Source organism: Olsenella sp. An293 (genome assembly GCF_002159495.1).
Taxonomy (GTDB): domain Bacteria; phylum Actinomycetota; class Coriobacteriia; order Coriobacteriales; family Atopobiaceae; genus Thermophilibacter.
This window is the reverse complement of the sequence record NZ_NFIT01000008.1, coordinates 55,715-68,534: the sequence shown is the minus strand read 5'-3', so window position 1 is coordinate 68,534 and position 12,820 is coordinate 55,715. Positions and strand designations below refer to the sequence as shown.

Sequence of the window (12,820 nt, the reverse complement as noted above, 5' to 3'; positions counted from 1 at the left end):
TTCTCACGATGAGACTGCACACGTTCGCCGGTCGCGCCGCCTCCGCCCTTCTCGCCGCCGTCCTCTGCGCCGGCGCGCTGGCGCCGGCCGTCGCGCCGGCCGTCGCGCTCGCCGACGAGGTCGCGGCCGCCCCCAACGACCCCGTCTACTCCGCCGAGCAGCCGCCCGAGGTGTCCTCGCCCGCGGCGATCCTCGTCGAGGCCAACTACGGCACGGTCCTTCTCGACAAGAACGCCGACGAGCGCCGCGAGCCCGCCTCGACGACCAAGGTCATGACGGCGCTCGTGACGCTGGAGCACGTGGGCCTGGACGAGCTGGTGACCGTCGAGGAGGCCGACTTCGACGAGGTCACCCCCGAGAGCTCCGTCGCGGGGCTCGTGGTCGGGGAGACCCTCTCTGTGCGCGACCTGCTCGCGTGCCTGCTGCTGCCCTCCGGAAACGACGCGTCCTACGTGCTCGCCCGCTACGTGGGGGGCGGGGACTGGCACGCCTTCGTGGACCTGATGAACCAGAAGGCGACCGAGCTCGGTTGCACGGGGACGCACTTTGCCAACCCCTGCGGCCTGCCCGACGAAGATCACTACACCACCGCCCGCGACCTCGCGACCATCATGAAGGCGGCGATCGCCTACCCCGAGTTCTGCGAGATCGCGGGCTCCGCGACGTGGGACCTGCCCGCCACGAGCGGCAATCCCGCGCGCACGCTCGAGACCACCGACCAGCTCATCGACCCCGAGAGCCCCGTCTACGTGGGCGAGGGCGTCGTGACGGCGGGCAAGACCGGCTACACCGACAACGCCGGCCGCTGCCTGGTGGTAAGCGCCGAGAGGGACGGGATGACCCTCGTGGGCGTCACGCTGGGCGCCTCCGGCGTGCCCGACGACCAGGGCGTCACCGAGAACTTCTACGACATGCGCTCGATGCTCGACTGGGGCTTCGGCGCCTGGCAGGCGGGCGCGCTCGTGAACCCGGGGGACGTGCTGGGCGTGGCGGACGTCATGCTCTCCGACGACGGCGAGACCGTCCAGGCGCTCTCCAGCGGCGGCTTCTCGGCCGTGGTCCCGCGCGGGACGACGTTTGCCGACCTCACCCTCACGCCCACGTGGGAGGGGACCGACCCCGAGACCGGGGCCTTCATGGCGCCCGTCGAGGAGGGCCAGCAGCTCGGCACCGTCGACGTGTCGCTGGACGGCCAGTGGATGGCGTCGTTTACCGTGTCCGCCGCGCAGGCCATGGAGCTCTCCATCCCCGCCTACGTGATGTGGTGGCTCTCTGACCCGGTGCACGCCGCCATTGCGGTGGCCGCCGTGGTAGCGCTGTTCGTGGTGGTGGGGCTCGTGTCCTGGGCGGTTCGCCGGGGCAAGAGGGGTGACTCCCGCTATCAGATGGCGGTGGGCGAGCGTCCGCGCGTGAAGCCCGGCGCCGGCGGCCAGCGCTTCGACCTGCCCGAGAAGCCGCGCAAGGCGGGCAAGCACGCGGCGCCCGGCAAGCACGCGCGCCGGTAGGGGGAGCCATGACCCGCATCCTGTTCATCTGCCACGGCAACATCTGCCGCTCGACGATGGCGCAGTTCGTGATGGAGGAGCTCGTGCGCCGCGCGGGCCGCGTGGACGAGTTCGTGATCGACTCCGCGGCGACGAGCTCCGAGGAGCTCGGCAACCCGCCGCACCACGGCACCGTGTCCAAGCTGCGCGCGGAGGGCATCCCGGTGGGGCGCCACCGCGCCCGGCGCATGCGGCGCGACGAGTACGAGAGCTGGGACCACATCGTCTACATGGACGCCGAGAACGCCCGCGGTCTGGGGCGCATCCTCGGCGGGGACCCGGACGGCAAGGTGAGCCGCCTGCTCGACTGGACCGCGCGCCCGTGCGACGTGGCGGACCCCTGGTACACGGGCGACTTCGACGCCACCTACCGCGACGTGCTCGCCGGCTGCGAGGCCCTGCTCGCGGCGCTGTAGCTCGGGCGGGCGCGTGCCCCGCTTTGAGGGTTTGTACGGTTTTCCGCCTCGCCCGTTCTTCTCGGCATGTCTTTTACCTGCGGAAACGCTAATCTCTTAAGAGGGTGAAGTGTACATACCCTAAAATGCCAGTCGGGTGCGGCGAGGGCGGCGGTCGACGACGGAAGGGGGCCTCATGGGCGAGAAGAACGGCCTTCGGGCGCTGGCGCGCGCGTGCGCGGGCCTGGGCGCCGCCGTGGTCGTGGGCAGGCTGCTGCCGGCCGTGCTCGGCCCGCAGCGCGACCTTGGCTCCGAGGAGCTCGGTCCCTACCTGGGCGGAGGCGGGGACGTCCGCGTGCGCGACATGTCCCCGGGGCTCAGCGCCCACGAGGGCGAGGTCATCGAGTGGGACCGCGCCGAGGAGGCGGACCGCACCTGGCGCTGGCTGCACGCGCAGCCCGTGGGCGTCGAGGATGTGTGGGCGACCTCCGACGACGGCACGCGCCTCGCCGGTCATGTGCTCGCGTGTCGCCCGGACTCTCCGCGCTGGCTCGTCTTTGTCCACGGCTACCACGACAACTGGCGCGCCGGCCTCACCTACGCGCGGCGCTACGCTGAGGCTGGCTTCAACCTGCTCTTTGTTGACCTGCGCGCGCATGGCGCGAGCGGGGGCGACTGGGTCGGGTGCGGCTGGCTCGACCGGCGCGACCTCGTGGCCTGGGCCCGCTGGGTCGTGGGCCGGGCGGGGGAGGGCGCGCGCGTGACGCTCATGGGCATCTCGATGGGCGCCGCCTCCTGTCTCATGGCCTCGGGCGAGCAGGACCTCCCGTCGCAGGTCCGCGCCTGCGTGGCGGACTCGGGCTACTCCGACTTCTGGCGCACGGCGGAAAACGTGGTGGAGACGGGCTCGCTCGGGACGCCTCCCGTCGCGGCGCACCCGCTGCTCGACGTCGCGCGGCGCCGCCTGATGCGCGCGCCGGGTGGCTACGACCTGCGTCTTGCCCGGCCGGTGGAGGCGCTCGCGCGCACGCGCGTGCCGGTGCTTCTGCTCCACGGCGAGCTCGACTGCGTGGTGCCCGTCGAGATGGCCCGCGAGCTCGCGGGCGCGGGCACCGGCCACGAGCTGCTTACCTTCCCGGGCGCCGGCCACTGCTGCGCGGTCTTCGCCGACCCGGCGCGCTACTGGGACGCCGTGCTGGGGTTCCTGGGTCGCTGGGCGTAGAGGAGCACGTGCCTCCCGCCGCGTTCTTCTCGGCCGCGCCTGAAAAGCACTGCCCGTCGCATGGCGTCGGTCCGCGGCGCTTACGAAAGCCCGCCCGTCGCGCGGGCGGCTCCCGCTCGCTTAGACTTCGCCGCCCGTCGCATCGGATTGAGACCAAATTGCTTACGAAACCGCGCGCATCGCAAGGGGGAGGGGCGGGAGCGCCCGTCTCGCGAATGGCCTCGTGCGACAAACGCTGTTTCGTAAGCGCAATTACCGTTCGCCGCGCGATGGGCGCGATTTCGTAATCTCTTCTCCTCACGCTGGCAAGGCGCCCGACAAGTGCCATTCTCCTTCGAGAGCACTATTTGCGCAGCTAGACGCCCATACAGATGCGTTGACGGGGGACAGGGGCCGGTCTGCCGACGCCGCGATAATAGTTGTTCACGCGAAATAGTTGCTACCGTTAACCGACGAATAGTTACCGCTGACAACTATCTGATTGTGCCGTTAATAGTTAATAACGACAATCAATTTCAGCGAGAGTTAAGCTTCGGCAAGCCAGCAAACGAAAGGAACCCCAAGATGAGATACCTGCTTCTCGTTAGCCACGGAACCTTTGCCCCGGGCCTGCACAGCGTGCTCGACATGCTGGTGGGGAAGCGCGACGACATCCTGAGCTGCAGCCTTCGTGACGGCGAGGGAGCCGACCAGTACGTGAGCGAGCTCGAGGAGGTCATCGCCCCCATCACCACGAGCGACCGCGTGATCGTCCTCGGCGACCTCATCGGCGGCTCGCCGCTCACCAACGCGCTCAACACGCTCGCCGCCCATGGGCTTCTCGCCCAGACGCGCGCCTTTGGCGGCGTGAACCTGCCCATGGCGCTCACGGCGGCCTTTGACCTCCAGACCGATGACGAGGACGCCCTCTGCGCCTCCATGGTCTCCGAGGGCCAGGCGGCCCTCTCCGAGATGGCCCTTGACCTCGGTGGCGAGGACGAGAGCGAGGACGAGGACCTCTAGCGGCGGATAAGGGCGGGCGTGCCCGCCATAAGGATAGGAACACGCGTAAGGAGAAGAACATGGCAGTTTCGTTTGTCCGCATCGACGATCGCATGATCCACGGCCAGACCGTCACCCGCTGGGCCCTCGAGTACCCCTGCGACGGCATCATCGCCGTCAACGACGCCGCGGCGTCCAACCCCGTCCTCAAGAGCGCCTACAAGAGCGCCGCTCCCGACAAGAAGACCTTCGTGTGGACGATGGAGCACTTCAAGGAGAAGGCCCAGACCGTCCGCGACTCCAAGACCCGCTACTTCCTCATCACCAAGAACCCCGTCGACATGGCCGAGATCCTCGTGAACTTTGGGTTTGTGCCCGATGACGTCAAGACCGTCATCGTGGGGCCGTGCAACGACCGTCCCGGCACCACCAAGATCGGCAACAACCAGTCGATCACCCAGGAGGAGGCCGAGGCGCTCGAGGCCATCTCCAAGAAGGGCTACACCGTCGACTTCCGCCTGATCCCCGACAAGGAGACCGGCACCTGGGACAAGTTCCGCGGCCAGTTCGGCTTCTAGCCGACATGATGAAAAGGGACAGTCCCTTTTCATCACTCACGTTGCTTCGCGGCGGCACGTCCCGGGATGCCGCCGCTCCGGCAAGGATAATGTCCCTAGGGGACACCACTCACGGAAAGGTGGTAAGCAATGGTTATTAACGTGTTCCAGGCGGCGCTGCTGGGACTGTTCGCCTGCCTGGCGTCGATGCCCGGCCTCGGCGGCACGTCCATCGGCAACTACACGCTCGGGCGCCCGCTCGTCGCCGGCCTGATCGTCGGCCTCATCCTGGGCGACATGACCCTCGGCATCATCGTGGGCATGGCCATCCAGGTCGTCTACATCGCTCTCGTCACCCCCGGCGGCACCGTCTCCGCCGACGTCCGCGCGGCCTGCTACATCGGCATCCCGCTGGCCATGATGGCCGTCAAGGCCCAGGGCCTCGACCCCAACAGCGCCGACGCGGCCGCTCTCGCCACGACCCTGGGCGCCACCTGCGGCACCCTCGGCGCCATCCTCTTCTACGGCACCGCCACCATCAACCTCGCCTGGCAGGGCATGGGCTGGAAGTGGCTCGAGAAGGGTGACACCCACAAGCTCTACCTCGTGGACATGGTCCTGCCCTGGATCTCCCACATCGTCTGCTCCTTCATCCCCACGTTCGTCATCGTGTACTTTGGCCAGGACATGGTGAGCTTCATCATGAACAGCCTGCCCATGGACGGCCTGCCCATGAAGACGCTGTTCGCCCTCGGCTCCCTGCTTCCCTGCGTCGGTATCGCCATCCTGCTCAAGCAGGTCATCGCCAAGCCCACCGACTTCCTGACCTTCTTCTTCGGCTTCACGCTCGCCGCGGTCATGGGCTGCAACCTCATCGCCGCCTCCGCGATCGCCTGCTTCTTCGCGCTCATCAACTTCCAGATCTCCACGCTCAAGAACCGTCCCGTGGTGGCTGCCGCGTCCGGCGAGCTCACCGCAGCTGACGACGAGGAAGAGGAGGACATCTAATGGCTGACACCACCGCCGCCAAGGGAGGCAGGAAGGTCTCCAAGAAGGCCCTCGCCAAGTCCTTCCGCAACTGGTACTACGGCAACCTCACGTGCTTCTCGCAGGAGCACATGCAGACCTTCGGCTACCTAGTCTCCATGCTGCCGATCGTCGAGGACCTCTACGACAAGAAGGAGGACCAGCAGAAGGCCCTCACCACCTACTCCGCGTTCTTCAACACCGAGCCGCAGATCGGCTCCATGATCGTCGGCGTCACCGTGGGCCTCGAGGAGGCGCGCGCCAACGGCGAGGCCATCGACGACGAGACCATCAACGGCATCCGCGCCGGCCTCATGGGCCCGCTCGCCGGCATCGGTGACTCCCTGATCGTCGGCACGCTCATCCCGATCCTGCTCGGCATCGCGATGGGCCTCTCCGAGGGCGGCAGCCCGCTCGGCGCCATCTTCTACATCGTGGTGTGGAACCTGCTCGCCTACTTCGGCATGCGCCTCGCGTACTATCGCGGCTATGACCTCGGCGGCGCCGCGGTCGAGGCCCTCGTCGGCCCCAACGCCACTGCCCTGCGCGACGCCATCGTGATGGTCGGCACCATGGTCATCGGCGCCGTCTGCGCCACCTGGGTCTCCATCTCCACGTCGCTGCAGCTTCCCGGCGGCGGCACGCTCCAGGGCACGCTCGACGGCATCTACCCCAAGCTGCTTCCGCTCGGCTTCACCATCCTGTGCTGGTGGCTCATGACCAAGAAGAAGGTCAGCCCCATCGTCACGATGCTGATCCTGCTCGTCATCGCCTTCGTCGGCGCTGCCGTGGGCTTCTTCGGCGCCGCCACGATCGCTGCGCCGACCGCGTAAGCCCCGCTCGGCACACCGCACCTTTAGGTTCGCATACCTCCTTCTGCCCGGGCCGCCGTCTCCCCCTGTGCGGCCCGGGCACGCCGCTACCGAGAGGAAGACCATGGCACTCGACACCTCCAACTGGTCCCGCGAGGACCTCGTCCGCGAGGCCAAGCTCCAGACCGACGCCATCCAACGCCTCAACGTCTGGCTGCGCCTGGGCTACTCGCTCGTGGCCGCCGGCTTCCTCGTGGGCTACTGGGGCTTCTACGACGGGGGATCGACGGGCTTTGGCGTGCTCGGCGTCATCGTCTTGGTGGTCGGCGCGGTCATGTCCGTCGTCCTCAAGGTGGGCACGACCAACGCCAAGAAGAACGTGCGGGCGATTCTCGACGCCGCAGGCGTGGACCTGGACGCGCGGGGCAAGAAGGGCTCGCGTGCCGAGAAGAACGGGCGGGGGTGACGCCTCCCCATGGGCTCGTACGACCGCTTCCCCACCGTTCCCGTTCCGGGGCACGAGGTCCTTCTTGGCTATGGCGCCCTGCTGGCCGCACTGGCCCGCCGCGTGGACGAGCTCCGCGCGGCGGGCCCGTCGCGCGTCGTGGTCTCGTGCGAGTGCTACCCGGGCGTGCGGGAGGACGAGCTGCTGGACGTCCTGCGCGGACTGCGGCCGGACGTCCTTCTCGATACGCGGGAGCTCTTCCCTGAGCCGGCGGAGCTCACGCGCCGCATGGCGCCCTTCCTCACGGACGACCGCGTCTTCGGGCGCATGTGCTTCGGCGAGCTCGAGGACTTCATGGACGCCGACGCGCTTGCCGCCGCGCGCGAGCGGGTGGCGAGCGCCGAGGGGCTCGTGGTGGTCTGCGGCTTTGGAGCGACGCTCGTCCACCCCGGTGACGTGCTCGTCTACGCGGACGTGACGCGCTGGGAGATTCAGCTCCGCTACCGCGCCGGCATGCCCAACTACGGCTGCGACAACGCGGGCGAGGACGTCCTGCGCAAGGTCAAGCGCGGCTACTTCGTGGAGTGGCGCCTGGCGGACCGCGTGAAGGCCCGCGTGCTGCCCCGGGCGGACTTCGTGGTGGACACCGTGGAGGCGGGCGCGCCCCGCGCCGTCACAGGCGAGGCGCTCCAGGACGCATTGGACGTTGCGGCGAGCCGTCCCTTCCGCACGGTTCCGTACTTCGACCCCGGCGTGTGGGGCGGCCAGTGGATGCGCGAGCGCTTTGGACTGCCGGATGACGCCCCCAACTACGCCTGGGCCTTCGACGGCGTTCCCGAGGAGAACGCGCTCGCCCTGGCCTTTGACAACGCCGTGGTGCGCGTGCCCGCGATGGACCTCACGCTCCTGTGCCCGCTGCCGCTGCTGGGCGAGGGGGTCTATGCCCGCTACGGGGCCGAGTTCCCCATCCGCTTTGACTTCCTGGACACCATGGGCGGGCAGAACCTCTCCCTGCAGGTGCACCCCACCACGGACTACATCCGCCGGGCGTTTGGCATGGCCTACACGCAGGACGAGAGCTACTACATCCTGGACGCGGGAGAGGACGCCTGCGTCTATCTGGGACTTCGCGAGGGCGTGGACCCGGCGGAGGTGATGGGCGCCCTCGAGGAGGCCAACGCGGGCGGCGAGCCCTTCGATGCGTCGCGCTACGTCAACCGCATCCCGGCGCGAAGGCACGACCACTTCCTCATTCCCGCGGGGACCATCCACGGCGCCGGGGCCAACACGATGGTCCTGGAGATCAGCGCCACGCCCTACATCTTCACGTTCAAGCTCTGGGACTGGGGCCGACTTGGCCTGGACGGCCGGCCGCGCCCGGTGCACCTCGAGCACGGGCGCGAGGTCATTCGATGGGACCGCACCACGGGGTGGGTTGAGAAGAGCCTCGTGGACCAGGCGGCGGACGTCGACGAGCCCTGCGGTGCGGCGCGGGTGGAGCGCACCGGGCTCCACGCGCTGGAGCCGCTGGAGACCAGGCGCTACACGGTGGGGCCCGGCGGGCGCGCCCTTCTCGACACGGCGGGCACCGTCAACGTGCTCAACCTGGTGGAGGGCGAGGAGGTCCTCGTGGAGAGCCCCGAGGGCGCCTTCGAGCCGATGAGGGTGCACTACGCGGAGACGTTCGTGGTCCCGGCGGCGACGGGCGCCTTCGCGATAAGAAACGACGGACGATCGACTGCGATGCTGATGCGCGCGCACGTGCGCGGTACGGAGGAGAGATGATGGCTGACGCGCTTTGCGGGGCGTCGGGCGACGGTGCCCTGCCCTCGGTGGTGTTCTCGGACGTTGACGGGACCGTCCTCGATGCGGCGCATCGGGTGAGCCCGCGGACCGCCGCGGCGGCGCGCGAGCTCGCTGCGCGCGGCGTGCCGCTCGTGCTGGTCTCGGCCCGCATGCCGGAGGCGCTGGAGGAGATAAGGCGCGAGCTGGGGTGCTCCGGTCCCACGGTGTGCTACAGCGGGGCCTACGTCATCGATGCCGCCGGCGAGGAGCTTCTGAGCAGGCCCATAGCGCTCGGGTGCGCGCTCGAGGTCCGTGACCACGTTGCCTGCGAGTTCCCCGAGCTCTGCTGCATGGCGTATGGCTACCACACGTGGGTGACGACGGACCGTCGTGACCCGCGCGTGGCGCGCGAGGAGCGGATCGTGGGCGTGGAGTCCGTCGAGGGGACGCTCGAGGAGCACTTCTCGGAGCGCGGGCTCCACAAGTTCCTGCTCGTGGGCGAGCCCGCGGCCATCGAGCGTGCGGAGCGCGAGCTGGGCGCGGCGTTCCCGCAGCTCTCCGTGGTGAGGTCCTCGTCCATTCTCTGCGAGGTCATGGACGGGCGCGCGAGCAAGACGGAGGGCATCGGCGTCGTGTGCGAGCACCTCGGCGTGCCCCTCGAGCGCGCTGCGGCGTTCGGCGACGGCCGCAACGACATCGACATGCTGCGTGCGGTGTCGCAGAGCTGGGCCATGGCCAACGCGCCCGCGGAGGTGCGCGCCGCGGCCGCGCGCGTGACCGCGCTCGACAACGACCACGACGGCCTCGCTGAGACGATCTTCTCGCTTCTCGGGGAGTCGTGACGTCCCGACAGGATCGTTTTTCTCGCTTTCACGGGAGGTGTTCTTCATGCAAACTCAGGAAAAAGTTGCTACCATTAACCAACTTGAGTTTGGTGGGGCGACAAGCTCCGTGTGCTCGCTGGAAGGGACGAGTAGCGCGAGGATGGACTACGAGGACGCGGCTAAGAAGCTCATCATGTACTCCCGAGGCGTCGCCAAGGGCTCCATTGGCACGGCCTATGGCATGTCGATGGGCGAGGACCCGGTGCTCGAGTATCTTTCTCGCCAGGACGAGGGGATGAACCCGTCCGACCTTGCCAGCAAGCTCGGCTACACCCGCCCCCGCATGACGCGCATCCTGGACTCGCTGGAGGCCAAGGGCTACGTGAAGCGCGTCCCGGACGAGAACGACCGTCGCCGCGTGATCGTCTACTGCACCGACGAGGGGCGCGCATACGCCCATGACAACAGCTCGGGCGGGGTCTCGGGCCTCGCCGCGACCCTGAGCAAGATGGGCGAGCACGATGCGCGCGAGCTGCTGCGCGGCCTCGAGATCGCCTACAGCCTCACCTACGACAAGGACATCTCGATCGGGGAGTCCGACAAGAAGCGCGCGTAGCTTCCGCCCAAGGCCCTGTGTTCTTCTCGCTCCTCGGCAGTTTCTGTCCGGTCGGGCCGCTACACTCGTAGGGCATCAGTTGCCGAGAAGAACGTGGGAGCTCCATGACCCAGGACCAGCAGACCCTCTTTCCGCAGGCGGGCGGCTTTGCGGCGCCTGCGCCCGCACCTGCCCCGACCATCGACCTCTCGGGGCTCAACCCCGCCCAGCGGGAGGCCGCCGAGTGCACGCGCGGGCCGCTGCTCGTGCTCGCGGGCGCGGGCTCGGGCAAGACGCGCGTGCTCACGTACCGCATCGCGCACATGATCGCCGACGAGGGCGTGCGCCCCTGGCAGGTCCTTGCCATCACGTTCACCAACAAGGCCGCCGCGGAGATGCGCGAGCGCCTGGAGGCCCTGCTGCCCTACGGCACGCGTGGCATGTGGGTCTGCACCTTCCACGCCATGTGCGTGCGGATGCTGCGCGAGGACCCGGAGCTCGTGGGCTACCGGCCCAACTTCACCATCTACGACGACGATGACTCGCGCCGCCTGGTCAAGACCATCATGGCCGACCTCGACATCGACCAAAAGCAGTTCCCGATGAACGCCATCCGCTCCAAGATCTCCTCCGCCAAGAACGCGATGGTGGGCCCGGACGAGATGGCGAGCTCGCCCAACCCGGCCGACCGCGCGGCCGCCCGCGTCTACCGCGAGCTGGACCGGCGCCTCGCCAAGGCCAACGCCATGGACTTCGACGACCTGCTCGTCAAGACCTTCGAGCTGCTCTCCCGCCGCCCCGAGGTGCTGGAGCGCTACCAGGATCGCTTCCGCCAGATCAGCGTGGACGAGTACCAGGACACCAACCACGTGCAGTACGCGATCACCAACCTCTTGGCCGGGCGCTATCGCAACCTCATGGTCGTTGGCGACGACGACCAGTCGATCTACAGCTGGCGTGGCGCGGACATCCAGAACATCCTAGACTTTGAGAAGGACTACCCGGATGCCCGCGTGGTGCGCCTCGAGCAGAACTACCGCTCGACGGGCCACATCCTCGCCGCGGCCAACGCCGTGGTGGCCAACAACGCCCGCCGCAAGCCCAAGCGCCTGTTCACGGACGCCGGGGACGGCGAGAGGATCCGCGTGTTCCAGGCCTCCGACGAGCGCGACGAGGGCCGCTGGATCGGCTCGGAGATCGAGAAGCTCCACGACGGCGGCACGAGCTACGACGACATGGCCGTCTTCTACCGCACCAACGCGCAGTCACGCATCCTCGAGGACATGTTCCTGCGCGCGGGGGTGCCCTACAAGATCGTGGGCGGCACGCGCTTCTTCGACCGCGCCGAGGTGCGCGACGTCATGGCCTACCTCAAGCTCGTGGTGAACCCCGACGATGACGTGGCTGCCCTGCGCGTGGTCAACACGCCGCGCCGCGGCATCGGTACCACCTCCATTAACAAGATTCGCGAGCTCGCGGCCGACGAGGGCATCTCGTTCTTCTCCGCCTGCGAGATGGCGATCGCGGAGACGGGGCTGCTCGGCGCCAAGGTGCGCCAGGCGCTCGCGGAGTTCACGGGCGTGATCGAGGCCGGGCGCCACTTCACCGGCGAGCTGGCCGACGTGGTCGACGCGATCGTGGACCGCTCCGGCCTCATCCGCGCCCTCGAGGCCGAGCACTCCGTGGAGGCGGACGGCCGCATCGAGAACATCAAGGAGTTCATGGGCGTCGCCGCCGAGTTCGACGAGACGCACGACGCCGTGGAGACCCTCGAGTCTCTGGAGCAGCTGCGTGCCGCGGGCGCGATCGAGCCGTCCGGCGCTGAGGCGGCGTCCCCGACGGGCTCAGCGCTCGCTTCGCTCGCTCGCCAAGGCGATTCGCCCGCTGGGGACGCCGCCTCGGCGCCTGTCCCTCTCAGGCCGCCCGTCGCGTCCGAGAAGCTGCCCGCGCTCATCGAGTGGCTGGCGCTGAGGTCTGACCTGGACTCGCTGGCTGGTCAGACCCATGCGGTGACGATGATGACCATTCACTCGGCCAAGGGTTTGGAGTTCCCGGTGGTGTTCGTCGCCGGCATGGAGGAGGGGATCTTCCCGCACGCCTCCTACGACGGCGACCCGGCGGCGGTTGAGGAGGAGCGGCGCCTGGCCTACGTGGCGATCACGCGCGCCCGCAAGAAGCTCTACCTCACGCATGCCGTGACCAGACGCACCTTTGGCTCGGTCCAGGCAAACCCGCCGAGCCGCTTCCTAAACGAGATCCCGTCCGCGGACGTGGAGCGCGTGGGCGTGGGCTCGTCGGGCTTTGCCGGCGTGGGCTGGGAGAAGCGCGGCGACCGCCACGGCACCTTCGGCAGCGGGCGCGGGTCTTCGGTCTACGGCGGCAACGTCTTCGGTTCGCGCACGCGCTCGACCGGCGGGGGAGCGCGGCCTGCCGCGGCACCCACGGCCGCGGCTCCGGCACGGCCTGCGGCGAGCGCGTCCTTCTCGCCCGGCGACGCGGTCTCCCACAAGACCTTTGGCCCCGGCAAGGTGCTCTCCGTCTCCGGCGACACCATCGAGGTCAAGTTCACGCGCACGGGCAAGACCAAGAAGCTCCTCAAGGGCTTTGCCCCGCTCGTGAAGATCGAGGGGTAGG

General features: G+C 68.7%; 12 protein-coding genes. All 12 read left to right on the top strand.

All coding sequences use genetic code 11. The annotated features are described in order from the left end of the window. Positions 1-8 precede the first annotated feature (8 nt). The 12 genes from B5F85_RS06625 (at position 9) to B5F85_RS06570 (ending at position 12,819) form a co-directional block, all read left to right on the top strand. Positions 9-1,505, top strand: coding sequence for a D-alanyl-D-alanine carboxypeptidase family protein (locus B5F85_RS06625; RefSeq protein WP_087315612.1), 1,497 nt, complete (start codon positions 9-11; stop codon positions 1,503-1,505). Positions 1,506-1,513: 8 nt separating this feature from the next. Continuing rightward, positions 1,514-1,960 carry a low molecular weight protein-tyrosine-phosphatase gene (locus B5F85_RS06620; RefSeq protein WP_087315610.1) on the top strand — a complete coding sequence of 149 codons (447 nt, stop codon included), beginning with the start codon at positions 1,514-1,516 and terminating at the stop codon, positions 1,958-1,960. A 175-nt stretch (positions 1,961-2,135) separates the two neighbouring features. Beyond that, positions 2,136-3,161 (top strand): alpha/beta fold hydrolase, encoded by a 1,026-nt coding sequence (locus tag B5F85_RS06615; protein ID WP_087315608.1) that lies wholly within the window; start codon positions 2,136-2,138, stop codon positions 3,159-3,161. Between the two features lie 564 nt (positions 3,162-3,725). Beyond that, positions 3,726-4,163 (top strand): PTS fructose transporter subunit IIA, encoded by a 438-nt coding sequence (locus B5F85_RS06610; protein ID WP_087315606.1) that lies wholly within the window; start codon positions 3,726-3,728, stop codon positions 4,161-4,163. 59 nt (positions 4,164-4,222) lie between these two features. Continuing rightward, positions 4,223-4,720, top strand: a complete 498-nt coding sequence (locus B5F85_RS06605; RefSeq protein WP_087315604.1) for a PTS sugar transporter subunit IIB — start codon at positions 4,223-4,225, stop codon at positions 4,718-4,720. 129 nt (positions 4,721-4,849) lie between these two features. Then, positions 4,850-5,707 (top strand): PTS sugar transporter subunit IIC, encoded by an 858-nt coding sequence (locus B5F85_RS06600; RefSeq protein ID WP_087315602.1) that lies wholly within the window; start codon positions 4,850-4,852, stop codon positions 5,705-5,707. Beyond that, complete coding sequence (locus B5F85_RS06595; protein ID WP_087315600.1) at positions 5,707-6,558, top strand: PTS system mannose/fructose/sorbose family transporter subunit IID; 852 nt, start codon at positions 5,707-5,709, stop codon at positions 6,556-6,558. The genes B5F85_RS06600 and B5F85_RS06595 overlap by 1 nt, the downstream gene beginning before the upstream one ends. A gap of 103 nt (positions 6,559-6,661) precedes the next feature. Next, complete coding sequence (locus B5F85_RS06590) at positions 6,662-7,003, top strand: hypothetical protein (protein WP_087315598.1); 342 nt, start codon at positions 6,662-6,664, stop codon at positions 7,001-7,003. A gap of 9 nt (positions 7,004-7,012) precedes the next feature. Next, complete coding sequence (locus B5F85_RS06585; protein ID WP_087315596.1) at positions 7,013-8,767, top strand: class I mannose-6-phosphate isomerase; 1,755 nt, start codon at positions 7,013-7,015, stop codon at positions 8,765-8,767. Continuing rightward, positions 8,767-9,609, top strand: a complete 843-nt coding sequence (locus B5F85_RS06580) for a Cof-type HAD-IIB family hydrolase (protein ID WP_158094573.1) — start codon at positions 8,767-8,769, stop codon at positions 9,607-9,609. The genes B5F85_RS06585 and B5F85_RS06580 overlap by 1 nt, the downstream gene beginning before the upstream one ends. 142 nt (positions 9,610-9,751) lie before the next feature. Next, complete coding sequence (locus B5F85_RS06575; RefSeq protein ID WP_158094572.1) at positions 9,752-10,207, top strand: MarR family transcriptional regulator; 456 nt, start codon at positions 9,752-9,754, stop codon at positions 10,205-10,207. A 104-nt stretch (positions 10,208-10,311) separates the two neighbouring features. Then, positions 10,312-12,819, top strand: coding sequence for a UvrD-helicase domain-containing protein (locus tag B5F85_RS06570; RefSeq protein ID WP_087315590.1), 2,508 nt, complete (start codon positions 10,312-10,314; stop codon positions 12,817-12,819). The last annotated feature ends 1 nt before the right edge of the window (position 12,820 follow it).